The sequence below is a fragment of the Labrys sp. (in: a-proteobacteria) genome (assembly GCF_047605565.1).
GTDB classification, from domain to species: domain Bacteria; phylum Pseudomonadota; class Alphaproteobacteria; order Rhizobiales; family Labraceae; genus Labrys; species Labrys neptuniae.
The window spans coordinates 1-16,240 of record NZ_JASGFM010000029.1 but is presented as its reverse complement, the minus strand read 5'-3'; the positions used below and the strand labels follow the sequence as shown (position 1 = coordinate 16,240).

Below are 16,240 nucleotides of genomic sequence, written 5' to 3'. Positions count from 1 at the left end.
ACGTGACGTGATCCCGTCAAATCGCAAAGCGCCCCAGAAACAGCCGCCCCACTGCTACTTGCCCGTGAACCGATTGTTCTTGGGAAAGCCCTTGGGTGGCAGGCGCCCGGCGTCGGCTCGATTGCCAGTCCATTCGACCAGGTCGGTGACGGTCCAGGTCCGGTCCGAGGAATCACTCCAGGTCAGTCCCTGCGCCTTGTCGAACACACGCACGTCGGAAAGTCCGCCGTCCTTGTATTTCTGTAGCCTGACGCCCCTGCCCCGCGACATCTCGGTGATCTGGTGCAACGGGAAGACCAGCATCTTGCGATTCTCGCCGATCACGGCGACCGTGTCGCCGATGGCGGGCACGATCAGCTTGGCTTCCGCCGGCGCATCGACATTCAGCACCGACTTGCCCTTGCGGGTATTGGCCAGGATATCGTCCTCGGGCACCAGGAAGCCGCGTCCGTCGGTCGCCGCAATCAGCAACCGTCGCCCGCCCTGATAGGCGAACACGTCGACCACGTCGGCCCCCTCGTCGATATCGACCATCAGGCGGATCGGCTCGCCCATGCTGCGGCCCCCCGGGAGCTTGGAAGCCTCCAGCGTGTAGACCTTGCCATTGGTGGCGAGGATGAGGAGCCGGGCCGTCGTCTCGGACTGGAAGCCGAGCTTGAGCCGGTCGTCGGCCTTGAAGCTGAGGCCCGAGAGATCACTGAGATGGCCCTTCTGGGCCCGGATCCAGCCTTTTTCGGAAACGATCACGGTGATCGGCTCACGCTCGACCATCGCCTCGGCCACCGCCGACAGATCGATGGTGCCTGCCTTCGAGGCATCGATGTCGGTACGGCGCTTGCCGAGCGGCGTGTCCGGGCCGAACTTCTTGGCGACTTCGCTGACCTGCCAGCCCACCGTCTTCCATTGCAGCGCCTCGGAGGCGAGCAGCTTCTCGATGCCGGCCTTCTCCTTGGCGAGATCGTCGTGTTCGCGCTTGAGTTCCATCTCCTCGAGCTTGCGCAGATTGCGCAGGCGCATGTTGAGGATCGCCTCGGCCTGCACGTCGGTCAGGTCGAAGGCCTTGATCAATTCGTCCTTCGGCTCATCCTCGTAGCGGATGATGCGGATCACCTCGTCGAGATTGAGGTAGGCGATGATATAGCCGGCCAGGACCTCCATGCGCCTTTCCACGGCGGCGAGGCGGAACTTGGAGCGCCGGATCAGCACGTTACGGCGATGGCTCAGCCATTGCTGCAGCGCTTCGCCCAGCGAGAGCACGCGCGGCACCTGGCCATCGACCAGCACGTTCATGTTGAGGGAAATCCGGCTTTCGAGCTCGGAGAGCTTGAACAGCGATTCCATCAGCACGGCTTCGTCGACATTGCGCGACTTCGGCTCGATGACGATGCGCACATCCTCGGCCGATTCATCGCGTACGTCGCCGACCAGCGGCAGCTTGCGCTCCTCGAGGAGCTCGGCAAGCTTTTCGATCAGGCGGCCCTTCTGCACCAGCCAGGGAATCTCGGTGATCACGATCACCCAGGTTCCCCGCCCCAGATCCTCCTTGTGCCAGCGTGCCCGCACGCGAAAGCCGCCGCGGCCAGTGCGGTAGCTTTCCTGCATCGAGCCGGCGCTTTCGACGCAGATGCCGCCGGTGGGAAAATCCGGCCCCTTGACGAATTGCAGGAGGTCGGCGGTCGAAGCCTGGGGATTGTCGATCAGATGCAGCGCCGCCTGGCAGAGCTCATAGGCATTATGCGGGGGAATCGAGGTGGCCATGCCCACCGCGATGCCCTGTACGCCATTGGCGAGCAGATTGGGGAAGGCGCCGGGCATCACCACCGGCTCCTCGTCCTCGCCATTATAGGTGGCGCGGAAGTCCACCGCGTCCTCGTTGATCCCTTCCAGGATCAGGGTGGCGACCTCGGTCAGGCGCGCTTCGGTGTAACGGTAGGCGGCGGCATTGTCGCCGTCGATATTGCCGAAATTGCCCTGCCCGTCCACCAGCGGATAACGCTGGGCGAAATCCTGCGCCAGGCGCACCAGCGCGTCGTAGACGGCCTGGTCGCCATGCGGGTGGAACTTACCGATGACATCGCCCACCACGCGAGCGCATTTCTTGAAGGCCTGGTCGGGATCGAGGCGCAGCAGGCGCATGGCATGCAGGATGCGCCGATGCACCGGCTTCAGGCCGTCGCGCGCATCCGGCAGGGCTCGTTGCGTGATTGTCGAGAGTGCATAGGCAAGGTAGCGCTGCTCGAGCTCGGCGCGCAGATTGACCGTCCTGACTCCATCGCCTTCCGGCGGATCGTCCATCTCATCCATGCGGTTGACTTACCGAAAATGCCTGATTCGGAGCAAGTCGTAGACCTTATGATACAGGGCCAATCCCCCGATCACGTGCTATTGTAGTGTCATTCAGGACTCCATCCTGTTCGGTCTCGCTGGAGTCCCCATATCCTTATTGGTTCCAGTGGCGTATTTCTTGGGTCAGGAATGCATCATGTTTCAGAGTTTGCCGTGGCGAGGTCAGGGTAACGTGGCGGAATTGTCTCCGCCTCCGCAGAACGAAATCGTCAAGCCGCCGCGCCCCGTTCTGGGGCTTGCGCTCGGTGGCGGTGCCGCACGAGGGTTCGCCCATATCGGCGTGATCCGCGTGCTGGTGGAAGCGGGCTACGACATCGACGTGATCGCGGGTACGTCGATCGGAGCGGTGGTCGGTGGCTGCTACATTGCCGGCAGGCTCGACGATATCGAGGACTGGGCCCGCAGTCTCACCAAGCGCCGGGTCCTCAATTTTCTCGATCTGAATTTCGGCGGCAGCGGCCTGATGTCCGGCACCAAGCTGGCCCTGCTCCTGCAGAATGGCCTGGACGGCGTGCAGATCGAAAGTCTGCGCATTCCCTTCGTCGCGATCGCCACCGAAATCGGGCCGGGCCATGAGATCTGGCTGACGCGCGGCAATCTGGTCACCGCCATGCGCGCCTCCTATGCCCTGCCCGGCATTTTCGAGCCTGTCCGCATCGGCGGGCGCTGGCTGATGGACGGTGCCTTGGTTAATCCCGTGCCCGTCTCCGCCGCGCGCGCCCTCGGCGCCCGGGCGGTAATCGCCGTCAATCTCAATGGCGAACTGACAGGCCGCGGCGGCGTCATCCATACATTCGGGGCCACCTCGATGGAAATGGACGACCCACCCGTGCCCAAGCGCAATGGTTTCGGTGCCGCCACCTCGATGGTCCGGCGTCGCTTCGGTTTCGCCAGATCGCGCGAAACGCGCCAACGCCGCAACTCGCCCGGCATCCACACGGTGATGATGGAGGCCTTCAACATCACCCAGGACCGCATCTCCCGCTCGCGGCTGGCCGGCGACCCGCCCGATGTCTCGATCGGGCCGCGCCTCGGCCGCATCTCGCCCTTCGACTTCCATCGCGCCGCCGAGGCCATCGACATGGGTGCCGAAGCCGCCTTGAAGTCCCTAGACGACATCAAGGAGACCATGGAAGCGCTGGCATAGCGCCCTCCATCCCGCACAAGCTTCTGGATCTCAACGCGACGCCTGGAGGACGGTCGTCGTCATCAGGGTGCGATCAACCCGTTGACGCCGGGACGGGACAGATGCAGCAGTTGATAGATGGTTCCTGCCTCTTCAGGCGGCTCGCACGCCCACAGTTGAAAGACCACCAGCGTCCAATCCGTGGGGTCGACCGCGAGGGTCGACAGGCAGCTCCCATCCCTGGCCGCTTCGAGAGCCAAGCGCTCGCGCGCTTGCGCAATGTCGCCGGCCGGATCGATCTCGGCCTCCATCCCCTGCTCTCGAAGCGTCGCAAAACGTGCCTCTGACAGGGATTCCGGGCCGGACAGACACGAGACCCCGGCCCAGCGCCGTACCGACGGACGGCCGAAGGCGGAGACGAGGCCGGCAAAGCCCCCGCCTTCCCACAGGAAGCGGCCCATGCCTTCAGGCGCGGCCCACAGATAGAAGGGGGCATATTGGTTGACGGCCGCGCCGTGAACACCTTTTTCCCGGATCAGATAGGCCTTGAGTCCCAGCCCCGGAAAATTGTCGAGCAGCGGGCCCTTGCTGGCCACCCGGGCGCGGATGATCGCCATGTCGTAATCGGCCGGCAAGGTGATGGCATAATGCATCGCTTCCATTCGAAACTCCTCACACCGGTTCGTGCCACTGCACGGCGCGGCCATCCTGCACGGCCTGGACGCTGACATAGACGAAGGCATCGGCTTCGCCCGCGCCATGCCAATGCAACTCGCCGGGCGCGAACCAGACCGCATCGCCGGGGTCGAGTTCGATGATCGGGCCATTGCGCTGCTGCGCAAGGCCACTGCCGCTCACCGCGAGCAGCAATTGTCCACGGGGATGGCTGTGCCAATGGGTGCGCACACCCGGATCCAGCGTGGCGCGCATGGCCGTGGGCTCGCCATCCCGCACACCCGCGATCAGATGCTGCACCCGGAAGGGCGCGGACGCGATACCCGCCGGTGCAGTCTCTATCGCCTCGCCGGCCCGGATCACGGTCATCTCGTCGGGAAGGCCCGGCCCGCTCATGCCGGCACCTCTTCCACCATCTGGGTGAGGCCATTGCTGAAGGACCAGCCGTCGCGCTCGGTGGTGGTGACGACGATCATGATGTCGTCGGGCCGAAGTCCCGGCGCCTGTGTGAGCAGTTCCACCACGCGCCGGTAGAATTGCTGCTTCACCGTCGTGCTGCGCGGGCGCCCGGCCGTGATGGCGATCAGCACGAAATCGTCGGAACGCTCACCGCTGAAATAGCCGCGATCGTAGACCAGCGCCTCCGGATCGAGCTGTTCGATGATCTGGAAACGGTCGGCCAGTGGAACCTCGAAGGCTTCGACCAGGGCGCGATGCAGATTATCCGACAGGGCGCGGAGATAATCAGGGGATTTCCCCTTGCGGAGTGAAATACGGGCGAAAGGCATGACGGATGTCCTCAACGCCAAGGCCTGCTGCCTTGACCCCTCCATCATGTCACTGCATATTCATCCTGAAAATCAGGAAATATTTGATGATACATCCTGAAAATCGGGACAATTTTCATGCGGCTGGTCAATTTCGACATCGATGTCCTGCGCAGCTTCGTTACAGGCATCGAACTGGGCAGCTATGCCCGCGCCGCGGAGCATCTCAGCCGGTCCACTTCCGCGGTCAGCGCCCAGCTCAAGAAGCTGGAAGAACAAGCGGGCACCGCCTTGTTCCGCCGGGCCGGCCGCGGCCTGGCGCTCACCGAGGCGGGTGAAACGCTGCTGACCTATGCGCGCCGCCTGCTCGCCCTCAATGACGAGGCGGTCTCGGCCCTGAGCGGAGCAGATCTTGCCGGCCATGTGCGCTTCGGCGTGCAGGAAGATCTGGGAGAGACGCTGCTACCGCAAATCCTCGGCCGTTTCGCGCGGGCCCATCCGAGGACGCGCATCGAAACCCGCCTTGCCCGCAATGCCGATCTGCTGAAACGCATCGCCAGTGCCGAGCTCGACCTCGCCATCGCCTGGGGAGACCAGACGAGGCAGGCTCCAGCCGCCATGGCCGGCGAGCATCTCGCCGATATCGCCATGCGTTGGATCGGCCTTCGTGATGGCCTGTCCGGGCAGCGCTTCGGCGACCGGCTGACGAAGCGGGATGAACCTTTGCCGCTGGTGATGTTCGAGGCCCCTTGCCTGTTCCGCAGCGTCGCAACCGAGGTGCTCGACCGCGCCGGCATTGCCTGGCGCATCGCGGTGACCAGCACCAGTCTCGCCGGTCTCTGGGCGGCGATCTCAAGCGGACTGGGCGTGACCCTGCGCACCGAGATCGGCCTGCCGAGCCATCTTGCCGTGCTTGGCGAGGAAAGCGGCCTGCCGGCGCGATTGCCGACACTGCCGCTGCTGCTGCATCGCACGCAGGCTCAGCACAATGCGGCCACGGACCGGCTGAGCGAGATCATGCGGGAGAGCCTGACCCAGCCTCTCCTGCCCAAAAAGATCGCCTGACGCTTTCGGAGCAAAGCGCGTCCACACCGAACGCTCTTTGACCGGACTTTTCGTTCCATCGTGCCGCGCAATCAGCCACGGCGTCCGCTCATAAACTACTTTAAGATCAGGCCGTAATATATTCACGCATCGCCTTGGCTTCCGCCTCCATTTCGGCCAGGCGGAACTTCACCACGTCACCGATCGAGACGATGCCGACCGGCAGGCCATTTTCGACCACCGGCATGTGACGGAACTTGCCGGCCGTCATCCTCTCCATGATGTGGGGAATGGTATCCTGCTCATGAACGGTCTCGACCTTGGCCGTCATATGCTTGGATACGGGATGGTCGAACCCCTCGGCCGAGGCCTTGGCGAGCGCGCGCACGATATCGCGCTCGGACAGGATGCCGGCGATGCTGCCGTTCTTGTTGGTGATCAACACCGCGCCGATGCGCTTTTCGGCGAGCGTCCGGGAAGCGTCGGCAATGGTTGCGTCCGGCGACAGAGTGACGATGTCGCGGCCCTTGCCCTTCAGGATCTGTGCAACGGTCATGGGTACTCTCCTCAGACTGAACGTGCGCCTGCAGCGTCTTGATCTTGGGGGAGAATCCCGACAAGGGACGACCAGCCCCGCCTATGATGATGGCGTCTGCACGCCCATCGCGCAAGGGGCTGGTTCAAATGCAACCATTTGGTGAATCGATTTACGGATTGGACCCTCAGGAGCCCGAGCCGGCTTTCAGAATGAACTCGACCAGAGCCCTGCGCCGATCGGCATCGTCCATTCCGGCATAGATCATCCGGGTGCCCGGCACCACCGCCTGCGGTGCCGCGATGAAGCCATCGAGGGTGGCGGCGTCCCAGGTCAACCCGCTCGCCTGCATGGCCGGCGAGAAGGGATAGCCCGGCAGCGTGCCGGCCTTGCGGCCCGCGAGCCCCTGCAGGATCGGTCCGGTCGCCGAACGGGCCCCGCGGCCGATCTGGTGGCAGTGGGCGCAGGGTTCGAACACCGGGGCGAAGGTCGCTTCCGGCGGGCGGATATCGGCAATCGCCTGGGCAGGCGACGGGGGCGGAGCAACCTCGCCGACCGAGCGCAAGGCAATGAAAGTCCCGACCGCGACACCACCGAGTGCCGCGGCCAGGCCGAACCAGACAATCCTGCTCACGAGGCGAGCGCGCGGCGCATCTTGTCCAGCGCCTCCTCACGGGGCGCCTGATAGTCGATCAGCGTCACCAGTTCGCCCTTGGCGTTCATCATGTAGACGGCCGTCGAATGATCGAAGGTATAGCCGTCCCCTTCCCCCACCTTCTTGGCGTAGACGCGGAACTTCTTGATGATGTCGGCCACCTGCTCGGGCGTGCCGGTGGCGGCGGTGATGCGCGGATCGAAGCTCTCCAGATAGGTCTTGAGCAGTTGCGGCGTATCGCGGGCCGGGTCCACGGAAACGAAGACGACGTTGAACTTGTCCCCATCCGGCCCCAGCGCCTTCAATCTGTCCGTCATGTCAGTCAAGGTCGTCGGACAGGCATCGGGACAATTGGTGTAGCCGAAGAAATAAGCGGTGGGCTTGCCCAGGAAAGTGGCCTGTGTCACCGGCTTGCCGTCCTGATTGGTCAGGCTGAAATCACCACCGATGAAGCTGGACTGGGCCGTCGGTTTACCGCCCATGCTTTGCAGGGCCAGCACGCCCGCGGCCGCCAGTACGGCGAGCAGCGCCACGAGAACCACCAGTTGGAGACGACTGGATTTGAGGGTCATGAACACCTCCCGCCTCAATGGTTGCTGTGGTCGGCTTCGGCCGGCTGCTTGGCACCGATGGCCTCGACCTTGAACTTCACCGGCACCGTGCCGGCTTTCTCGAACACCAGCGTGCCGTCGATGGACTGGTTGGGCTTGAGCTGCTGCTTGAGCCCGGTGAACATCAGATGGAAGGATGACGGGCTGAGTTCAACCTTGCCATGGGCCGGAATCTCAAGCCCGCCCTCGACGGGCGCCATCTTCATGACGCCATCCTGGTTCGACATCTGGTGGATCGAAAAGCCGGAGGAAACCGAGAAGCTGCCGCCGATCAGCTTGTCGGGCTGATCGCCGGTGTTCTCGATGACGGTATAGCCGCCTGCCACCGGTGCCCCCTGCGGCGTGGCCCTGGTCCAGGGATGGGCGATCTGGAGCGTGCCGGCTTTGTAGTCATGGGCGAAGGCGGCAGTGGCGAGCGCGGAGGCGAGCGCGAGAGCACCGAAAAACGGGACGAGTTTCATGGAAAACCTGAACGGAATCGAGCAGCCTTGCACAGGCTGCGGGGAAGGAAGGGTGAAGGCGGTGAACCGTTCAGCCTGTCGGCGGTCCGCGTGGCCAGGCAGGCCTGCGATCCTGCCGGATCGTCGCGAAAAAGTCCTGTGAGGCGCGCAGCCTGACGATCCGCGGAAAGCGGACGATGCTGGCGACCGCCAAGACCTGCGGCAGAGCCGGCGCCAGGCGAAGTGCACACTGATCACAGGAATGGCCGCCATGGGCCTTGCCGCCGGCATCCGCATCGCCGAACTGGCAGACGGTGACGACCGTGCCGGCGATGACGACGGTCGCGCTGCCTCCCCGCTCCTCCTCGCTCGCGAGCGAACCGCCCATGCCGTTGAGCATCAGCCCAAGGGCAAGCAAGGCGGCCAGGCATTGCCGCAGCAATGAGAGATGGCGGGACAGGACCATGGCCGCATATGCAGCCGAGCCACTGCCGAAAGTCAAGGCGGCGCCATGGCGCATGGAATCGCCTGGGGCAAAGCGTGTTCGAGCATGAACGCGTTTGCTCCAACGCCCTGTTCCCATGCGTCTTTGCAATTCCCGGTGATGCCACCAAATCGAAAAATGCTTCAGGGAGCGCCGGTCCGCAGACCCGCCGAAACAAAAATGCCGGCCTTCTCAACTCCATCTCTCGATGGGGCTGGGAAGGCCGGCAGTCGTCAAAGATCTCCGGAGCCAGGCGCGTTCTTTAGAAACGCTTCCCAGTTCCACCTCCTCGCTTCGACAAGCCTCTGCGTGTCTTGGTGGGCCTCACCAAGTCGCAAAGGCTCTAGTCGTCGCGATAGACGCGCTCACGGCGCTCGTGCCGCTCCTGGGCTTCCAGCGACAAGGTCGCGATCGGCCTGGCATCGAGACGCTTGAGCGAGATCGGTTCACCCGTTTCCTCGCAAAAGCCGTAGGACCCGTCCTCGATGCGGGCAAGGGCCGCCTCGATCTTGGAGATCAGCTTGCGCTGGCGATCCCGGGCCCGCAATTCGATGGCACGATCCGTTTCCGAAGAGGCACGATCGGCTAGATCGGGGTGGTTCTCGTTCTCGGCCTGCAGATTGGCGATGGTATCCTGCGCTTCGCGCAGGATGTCGAGCTTCCAGGCATTGAGCTTGCGCCGGAAATAGTCCCGCTGACGCTCGTTCATGAAAGGCTCGTCGTCAGTCGGCCGATAATTGGTATCTACACTCAATGAAGTCATGTAAGAATCCCAACACTCCGCTACTGGGCGAGAGGTCTATAGTCTCAGTGACGCGCCACGACAATGCTCTTCGTTGTCACCGATTCGTTGAAAACGATAAAGTTGTGCACATGGCTTAGCCGGCCGTGTCCTCCTTGCTCTTTAGAATGAGGCCTCCGGCGACGTCCGTCACGCCCGGCCTCGGCAAGGCGTCGAAGGGCATCGGCCTGCTCGCCATCATGGCCGCAAGCCCGAGACGCGCGGTCAGGATGCCGTTCAGGACGCCTTCCCCCAGTTTGGCCGATATACGCGAGGCCAGGCCGTGGCCGAGCGCCTGGCTGATGAGGGAATCACCGGCAGCCATGCCGCCGGTGATGGCGAGATTGCCGAGCGCATGGCGCAGGAGGCGCATCATGCCGAGGCCGCCCGGACGCCCGCCATAGAGGGTCGCGAGCCGCCGGATCACGCGCAGCGTCTCCGCGCCCACGAAAAACATGTCGACCAGGGCACGCGGGCTGACGGCGGTGACCAGCGACACCCGCTTGGCCGCATCAGCGATGATCCGCTGGGCTTCGGCATCGAGCGGTCCCATCAGTTCGCGCTCGGTGACCCTGATCAGATCGGCGCCGTCGACGATATCGCCGGCGGCCGCCTCCACCGCCGCGCGGGCCCTGGCCATGCGCGGGTTGGCGGCATAGAGCTTGACGAGATCGCGCGACAGACCGCGCGCTGCATCGCGGTCATCCTTGGCAATGGCCAGCAACGCCCTGTCGTGCAGATGCTCGATGCGCGACAGCCGCATCAGGCCGATGACTTCCCGGATGGCAATGACAGCGAAAGCCAGAACCGCCAACCCCGTCAGGGCGGCGCCGAGCCAGCCGAGCCAGCCGGCATAGGAAAAGAGGTCGTCGATCAGCTTGGTCAGCGACAGGCCGACGGCGAGAGAGACCAGTCCGCCCACGGCCGACCAGAACAAGGTGCCCCAGCGCGAACGGCGCGGCCGCTGCGGCGCGACTTCGGCAGCCTCTTGCTCGAAGGCCTCCGGTTCAGGCGTCACCACCACATGGCCGCGCCGCATCGCCGCCGCCACCGGCGTATCGGCCATCACCACATTGGGATCGTTGAGGCGGAAGGCACGCGGCTTGCGGGGTTCCGTATTCATTCGCTCACGCCAGTTTGTCGCCGATCAGGAATTCGAGCGCCCGGTCCAGGCGAATATGGGGAAAGATCTGCCCGTCTTCCAGTCTGGGCGGACGGAAGCGGATGAAACGGTAATCGACCCCGCCTTCCCGGAGGTTTTCGAGGCCGTTGAAGCCGGAACCCGAGAACACGGCATTGGGATCTTCGGGCAGTTCGCCCGGGAACACGGCGATCTCGGCCTCACCATCGAAGACCTCGTCCCCCGAGCGCTCGCCGGCCATGGGCGTACCGATGATGCAAGGCAGGTTCTCGCGCCCCTGCTTGACACTGGCCTCCCTGGTGGCGCGGATGGAGGCGAGCGCCACCACATCCACGCTGGCGCCCGAAAAGGCCGCGCGCCCGATCGCCCCATCCGCCATCTTGCGTAGGATCGCCTCGAGACGGTCATGGCTGGCGTGATGCAGATGATCGGCCTTGGTCGCGGCGAACAGGATCTTCTGGATGCGCGGCCGGAAGATCGCCGACCACCAGCTGTTCGCGCCCACGCGAAAGGCCGACAGCACCGAAGTCAGCGCGGTTTCTAGATCATGCACAGCCTGGGGGCCGGCATTGAGGGCGGACAGTGCGTCGACCAGCACGATCTGGCGGTCGAGCCGGGCAAAGTGATGCGTGAAGAAGGGACGCACGATCTTGTGCTTATAAGCCTCGAAGCGCCGCTCCATCATGGCATGCAAGGAGCCGGACCTGATATCCCCCGCCTTGGAGAGATCGAGCGGCGCGAAGGTCAGGGCCGGCGACCCTTCCAGATCGCCCGGCAGCAGGAAGCGTCCCGGCGGCAGGGTCGAGAGGGCGAAACGCTCGTCGCGTCCGGCCTTGAGATAGGCGGTGAACAGCGCGGCAGCCTCGCGCGCCAGGGCCTCGTTTTCGGGAGCCGCCGGATCGAGCCTGGCCAGCATTTCGTGCCAGGGGCCGGCAATGGCCAGGCGCGATCCCTCGCGGCTGGCGGCGATCGTCTGCGCCGACCACTCGGCATAGCTCATGTTGAGCAGAGGCAGGTCGAGCAGCCATTCGCCGGGATAGTCGACGATATCGAGGGTCAGGCGCGACATGCCGGCGGCAAAGCGCCGGTTCGACTGGAAATCGATGACCAGGCGCAGTTCCGAGATCTGGCGCGTCGAATCGGGCCAGCGCCGGGCCGGGCCGGCCAGATCGGCCAGATGAACCTCGTAGTCGAAGCGCGGCACGGTGTCGTCAGGCTGCGGCGACAGCGAGGAGCCGGCAATGCGGCCCTCGGCCTGGGCACGGAAGACCGGCAGGCGCCCTCCCTCGACCAGGGCCTGCACCAGGGCGGTGATGAATACAGTCTTGCCGGCGCGCGAAAGGCCAGTGACGCCGAGGCGGACCGTCGGATTGAAGCTCGACGCGGCAAAACCCGCCAAACTCTTGGCCGCGATCAGCGCTTCGTCGAACACGGACATCCAGGAGGAGGCTTGTGGCGGCATGGTCCGCATCACTTAAGGGCAAGCGCGGCAAAATTCCAGCATGTCGGCGAAAACGCTGCATGCGTGACGGTAAAGGGGCGGACGTCTCGCCCGCACCTTGGGTACATCGTGTCACGACACCACGTTGCGCACGAAGCGCACGATGCCCTGCCCGGCATTGACGTAGCTATAGGATTGCGAACTGTCGAAGATCAGGAAATCACCGGCCGCGACGACCTCACCGCCGCCGGCCGTCTCGACGATCAGCACGCCCTCGACGACATAGAGCATTTCGCGCCAGCCCTCGGCATCCGGCAGCGCGTCATAGCGATCGCCGGGCCCCAGGCTCCAGGTCCAGAGTTCGGCCGCTCGCCGCGCCGGTGCCGCTCCCAGAAAGGTGGCACGGCTGTCGGGATGCATCCCACGCCAGCCAAGCTGATCGACACGCTGGTTGCCGGCCTGGCCTGGATCGCGGACGATCGCCCCGAAGTCCACCCCCAACACACCGGCCAGCCGGTCGAGATTGGCCAGGGAGATGTTGGCGTCTCCCGCCTCCACTGCCACGATCAGCCTCCGACTGAGGCCGCTGGCCTCCGCCAGCGCCGCCTGGCTCATGCCTGCCTCGGCGCGCAGACGCCTGACATTGGCCCCGACATGGACGAGTACATCCGCCATTCCACTCTCATCCCTTGACTGCGCAATATAATGCACATATGGATGAGCAATATAATGCGCAACAGGCAAGGCGGCAATCGGTCATGAAGATTCGCAATTTCGGCGTCGAGATCTGGATGAACGGGTATGAGAACCATTGTTCGCACAATCTGGCGGAGACCTGCGTCGAATCGCTGACGATCGCGCAATTGCTCGAGATTGCCGGCAAGCCCCAGAGCGCGCTCGATGATCTGCTGGCGATGAAGATGACCTATGGTGCCATCGAGGGCAGCGACCGCCTGCGGGCTGCCATCGCGGCGACCTATGCCCGCCAGAAAATCGAGAACATCGTGGTGGCCCATGGCGCGATCGGTGCCAATGCCCTCGTGCACGAAACCCTGGTCGAGCCGGGTGACCGCGTGATCTCGGTGCTGCCGACCTACCAGCAGCATTACTCCATTCCCGCCAGCTACGGCGCCGACGTGCAGATCCTCAAACTGCGCGAGGAGAACGGCTTCCTACCCGATCTCGAAGAACTGCGCCGCCTCGCTTTGCCCGGCACCAAGCTGATCGCCATCAACAATCCCAACAATCCGACGGGTGCGCTGATGGACGAAGCCTTCCTCGGCGAGATCGCTGCCATCGCCCGCGCCTGCGGCGCCTATGTGCTGTGCGACGAGGTCTATCGCGGCATAGACCAGGAAGGCGACGGCTTCACTGCTTCCATGGCGGATCTCTATGAGAAGGGCATCAGCACCGCCAGTATGTCCAAGGCCTATTCGCTCGCGGGCCTGCGCCTTGGCTGGATCGCGGGTCCCGTGGATCTGATCCACGCCGTCTCCATCCATCGCGACTACAACACCATCAGCGTCGGCATGATCGACGATCATTTCGCCACCATGGCGCTGGAGAACCGCGACAAGGTCCTGGCGCGCAGCCGTTCGATCGTGCGCGGCAACCTCGCCATCCTCGATGCCTGGGTCAAGGACGAGCCACGGATCAGCTATATCAAGCCCCGCTCCGGCACCACGGCCCTCTTGAAATACGACCTTCCCATCGCTTCGGAAGCGTTCTGCATCCGCCTGCTGGAGCGCACCGGCGTGCTGTTCACGCCCGGCAGTGCCATGGAAATGGAGGGATATCTGCGTATCGGCTATGCCAATGGCAGCACTGTCCTGCGCGAGGGCCTGGCCCGCGTAAGCCAATTCCTGAAAGAGTTCGACTAACGCCCTGTTATACAGGGCACTATCGGCATTTTTTCTACCGGCGCCGCAGCGTCTCGACCCGTGCCTGCGCGCTACTGCGCCGGGCAGCCTCAGCCACCTCCCTGGAGACGATGGTCTGCCCGATTGGCGCTATGGCGATGCCGGCGAGCTTGAGGTGCTGGATGCCGAAGGGAATGCCGATAATGGTGACGAAGCAGAACAGCGCCGAGCAGACATGGCCGATCGCCAGCCACAGGCCGGCGAAGACGAACCAGATCACATTCCCGATCAGGCCGAGGCCGCCGGTACCGATATCGTCTCTCTGATAGAGTTCGCGCCGGCTGATCGCCTCGCGCCCGAACGGAAAGAAGCAGAAATTCGAGATCGTCAGGCAGGCCCGCCCCCAGGGGATGCCGACGATGGTGATGAAGGCCAGCAGGCCGAGCAGAAACCAGGCGATCCCCAGGAAGATGCCGCCGAAGACGAACCAGATCAGGTTTCCGATCAATCGCATCAGCGGCTCCTTCCAATCATCTGCATGAGCACGGCAATCAGCCCAAAACGGGTGCTAGCGGTCCAGCATCTTCGGCGAGAGGAACAAGGCCAGCGTCGCCTGATGGCCGGCGATGCCGGCCCAATCATCGAGTTCGAAGTCGAGAACGGCAAGGGCAGCGGTCGGAAATTTGCCGCTGAGCGGATCGGCTGCCGTCCCCGCCCCCCGTGTCAGGAAGGCCGCGACCTGTTCCAGGCCGGGATTGTGGCCGACGATCAGCAGGGTCTGCACCTCGGGTGCCACCGCCCGGATGACGCGCAGTATCGTTTCCGGCGGTGCCTCGTAGATCGCCCGCTCGAAATGCAGCGTGTGCGGCCCCAGGCTGCCCTCGATCAGGGCCAGCGTCTCGCGCGTGCGGCGTGCGGTCGAGGCGATCACATGGTCGGGCTGCAGACCGCGGCGGGCGATCTCCCTTCCCATGCGCGGGGCGTCCCGCTGCCCCCGCGGCGCAAGGGGACGCTCGTGATCGGAAACGCCAGCGGGATAGTCGGATTTCGCGTGCCGCAGCAATATCAGGCGCTTCATCAATCGATCACTTAGAGTTCTTCGACAAAGCAATGATTTCAGGTCGATATTCGAAATGCATGGTGTCGTAATGGTACCATTTTCCACCCCAGATGAAACCGTGCTTTTCGAAAACCTCGACAATCTCCATCGGGATACGGTTTTTGTAGGAAACCTTGTCCGTCTCCTTCTTGGCCCCGCCCCAGCGCCAATAATCGGTGAATTTCACATTGATGTCGATCGCCGCGGCATAGGCGTGCATGCTCATGCGCGACGTGCCGGCGATCACGCGGCAATTGAAGGTCCCGGCCGAAGGCTTGAGATAGACGTAGAATTTAGCCGGGAGGGCTTCGAGATCGCGCGAGACGGCCTCCAGCCGATCGGCAACGCCATTGGCGGTGGCCACGCGCAGCGTGCCGCCTCCCAAACCAGGGAGCCACTGAATGGTCTTGAGCTTGACCTGCCCCTTCGTGCAATCGCCATACATGGCATCGAACAGCGCCTGGTTGCGAGCGCGGCCAGGATCGTCCGCCGGCGTGGCCGGCTGCTTGTAATGGGCCCCGAGCGTATAGGGCATCACGAACATGTCGCGGATATCGGCCTTCTCGATACGCTGCTGCGGCGTCTTGTTGGCAGCGCCGTCGGAAAGCGCGATATGCTGGCCATTCTTCAGAATGAGATCCTTGGCGTCGTAGCCCGCGATGAAATCAGGATAGGCCGCCACCAGAGCATCCAGGGTGGGATCGGCCATCGCCGCCGATGCAAAAGCCATCGACAGAGCGAGGGCCAGCGTTCCGGTCCGAACGACATTCCTCATTGACCGGCCTCGGCGCGCTGGATCAGGGCGACATTGGCTTTTTCGACGGCGCTGAGTTCGACATTCCAGGTCCAGGGACGATACCAGGAGAATTGGGAGAAATAGGCGCGCAATTGCGTGTCCTTCATATAGCGGCCGCGGCGCGCATAGATCTCGTTGCGGGCCAGCCGCAACTGCTGCCCCGACAGGCCCGAAATATCGTTCCAGTTCAATCGCCTGCTCCCCGAATCCGGCAAGATGAATTCGACCTGGTTGTTGCGGGGTGCGGGCGTGGGTTCCGCCGGCTCGATCGCCGCCTGCTGTTGGAATTCAGGCTGCGGCTGGGGCTCCACGACGGGCTGGGGCGTCGGTTGAGGCGTGACCTGAGGTTCCACCGTTATCGCCTTGACCGGTTGCGGTGTCTCGACCTTTCCGGCCATGGCGAAGGAACCGATGATGGCCTCGTTCACCCAGGGGGTCTG

Annotated in this window: 20 protein-coding genes; 3 read left to right on the top strand and 17 right to left on the bottom strand. The window is 63.9% G+C overall.

Going from position 1 to position 16,240, the window contains the following annotated elements; all coding sequences use genetic code 11:
- Positions 1–54 precede the first annotated feature (54 nt).
- Positions 55–2,304 (bottom strand): DNA topoisomerase IV subunit A, encoded by a 2,250-nt coding sequence (parC, locus tag QM672_RS22510; RefSeq protein WP_415085251.1) that lies wholly within the window; start codon positions 2,302–2,304, stop codon positions 55–57.
- A 178-nt stretch (positions 2,305–2,482) separates the two neighbouring features.
- Here parC and QM672_RS22505 point away from each other — a divergent pair, with 178 nt between their 5' ends.
- Positions 2,483–3,493 carry a patatin-like phospholipase family protein gene (locus QM672_RS22505; protein WP_311938049.1) on the top strand — a complete coding sequence of 337 codons (1,011 nt, stop codon included), beginning with the start codon at positions 2,483–2,485 and terminating at the stop codon, positions 3,491–3,493.
- 62 nt (positions 3,494–3,555) lie between these two features.
- Here the strand turns inward: QM672_RS22505 and QM672_RS22500 are convergent, their stop codons facing one another.
- Genes QM672_RS22500 through QM672_RS22490 form a run of 3 tightly spaced genes read right to left on the bottom strand, consistent with a single transcriptional unit; the run spans position 3,556 to position 4,935 of the window.
- Entirely contained in the window at positions 3,556–4,134 is a 579-nt protein-coding gene (locus tag QM672_RS22500) for a DUF4865 family protein (protein WP_415085249.1), read from the bottom strand.
- Positions 4,135–4,144: 10 nt separating this feature from the next.
- The gene (locus QM672_RS22495; protein WP_311938046.1) at positions 4,145–4,543 is read right to left on the bottom strand and encodes a cupin domain-containing protein; all 399 of its coding nucleotides are present in this window, start codon (positions 4,541–4,543) and stop codon (positions 4,145–4,147) included.
- Complete coding sequence (locus QM672_RS22490; RefSeq protein ID WP_311938045.1) at positions 4,540–4,935, bottom strand: tautomerase family protein; 396 nt, start codon at positions 4,933–4,935, stop codon at positions 4,540–4,542. Before QM672_RS22490 ends, QM672_RS22495 begins: the two co-directional genes overlap by 4 nt.
- Positions 4,936–5,052: 117 nt before the next feature.
- On the opposite strand from QM672_RS22490, the gene QM672_RS22485 reads away from it, so the two are divergent.
- Complete coding sequence (locus tag QM672_RS22485; protein WP_311938043.1) at positions 5,053–5,979, top strand: LysR substrate-binding domain-containing protein; 927 nt, start codon at positions 5,053–5,055, stop codon at positions 5,977–5,979.
- Positions 5,980–6,085: 106 nt separating this feature from the next.
- On the opposite strand, the gene QM672_RS22480 is transcribed toward QM672_RS22485, so the two are convergent.
- The 9 genes from QM672_RS22480 to QM672_RS22440 form a co-directional block, all read right to left on the bottom strand.
- The gene (locus tag QM672_RS22480) at positions 6,086–6,514 is read right to left on the bottom strand and encodes a CBS domain-containing protein (protein WP_311938041.1); all 429 of its coding nucleotides are present in this window, start codon (positions 6,512–6,514) and stop codon (positions 6,086–6,088) included.
- A gap of 166 nt (positions 6,515–6,680) precedes the next feature.
- On the bottom strand, positions 6,681–7,127 hold the full coding sequence (locus QM672_RS22475) for a c-type cytochrome (RefSeq protein ID WP_311938040.1): 447 nt from the start codon (positions 7,125–7,127) through the stop codon (positions 6,681–6,683).
- A complete protein-coding gene (locus QM672_RS22470) occupies positions 7,124–7,720 on the bottom strand; it encodes an SCO family protein (RefSeq protein WP_311938038.1) in 597 nt (198 codons plus the stop codon). Before QM672_RS22470 ends, QM672_RS22475 begins: the two co-directional genes overlap by 4 nt.
- A 14-nt stretch (positions 7,721–7,734) precedes the next feature.
- Positions 7,735–8,220, bottom strand: a complete 486-nt coding sequence (locus QM672_RS22465) for a copper chaperone PCu(A)C (RefSeq protein ID WP_415085245.1) — start codon at positions 8,218–8,220, stop codon at positions 7,735–7,737.
- Positions 8,221–8,290: 70 nt separating this feature from the next.
- The gene (locus tag QM672_RS22460) at positions 8,291–8,719 is read right to left on the bottom strand and encodes a hypothetical protein (RefSeq protein ID WP_415085243.1); all 429 of its coding nucleotides are present in this window, start codon (positions 8,717–8,719) and stop codon (positions 8,291–8,293) included.
- A 307-nt stretch (positions 8,720–9,026) separates the two neighbouring features.
- On the bottom strand, positions 9,027–9,446 hold the full coding sequence (gene dksA / locus QM672_RS22455; protein ID WP_068290966.1) for an RNA polymerase-binding protein DksA: 420 nt from the start codon (positions 9,444–9,446) through the stop codon (positions 9,027–9,029).
- A 115-nt stretch (positions 9,447–9,561) separates the two neighbouring features.
- On the bottom strand, positions 9,562–10,587 hold the full coding sequence (locus QM672_RS22450; RefSeq protein WP_415085240.1) for a YcjF family protein: 1,026 nt from the start codon (positions 10,585–10,587) through the stop codon (positions 9,562–9,564).
- A 4-nt stretch (positions 10,588–10,591) separates the two neighbouring features.
- Entirely contained in the window at positions 10,592–12,067 is a 1,476-nt protein-coding gene (locus QM672_RS22445; RefSeq protein ID WP_415085238.1) for a YcjX family protein, read from the bottom strand.
- Between the two features lie 111 nt (positions 12,068–12,178).
- Positions 12,179–12,721 carry an XRE family transcriptional regulator gene (locus QM672_RS22440; RefSeq protein ID WP_311938026.1) on the bottom strand — a complete coding sequence of 181 codons (543 nt, stop codon included), beginning with the start codon at positions 12,719–12,721 and terminating at the stop codon, positions 12,179–12,181.
- 83 nt (positions 12,722–12,804) lie between these two features.
- Here QM672_RS22440 and QM672_RS22435 point away from each other — a divergent pair, with 83 nt between their 5' ends.
- Positions 12,805–13,926 (top strand): aminotransferase, encoded by a 1,122-nt coding sequence (locus tag QM672_RS22435; protein WP_367622552.1) that lies wholly within the window; start codon positions 12,805–12,807, stop codon positions 13,924–13,926.
- A 34-nt stretch (positions 13,927–13,960) separates the two neighbouring features.
- Here the strand turns inward: QM672_RS22435 and QM672_RS22430 are convergent, their stop codons facing one another.
- The 4 genes from QM672_RS22430 to QM672_RS22415 form a co-directional block, all read right to left on the bottom strand.
- Positions 13,961–14,419, bottom strand: coding sequence for a YccF domain-containing protein (locus tag QM672_RS22430; RefSeq protein WP_394309309.1), 459 nt, complete (start codon positions 14,417–14,419; stop codon positions 13,961–13,963).
- 54 nt (positions 14,420–14,473) lie between these two features.
- A complete protein-coding gene (locus QM672_RS22425; RefSeq protein WP_415085235.1) occupies positions 14,474–14,983 on the bottom strand; it encodes a SixA phosphatase family protein in 510 nt (169 codons plus the stop codon).
- Positions 14,984–14,990: 7 nt separating this feature from the next.
- The gene (locus QM672_RS22420; protein ID WP_415085233.1) at positions 14,991–15,779 is read right to left on the bottom strand and encodes a M15 family metallopeptidase; all 789 of its coding nucleotides are present in this window, start codon (positions 15,777–15,779) and stop codon (positions 14,991–14,993) included.
- Positions 15,776–16,240, bottom strand: a 465-nt coding sequence (locus QM672_RS22415) for a YARHG domain-containing protein (RefSeq protein WP_415085231.1), incomplete at its 5' end; no start/stop codon positions are given. The genes QM672_RS22415 and QM672_RS22420, both read right to left, overlap by 4 nt.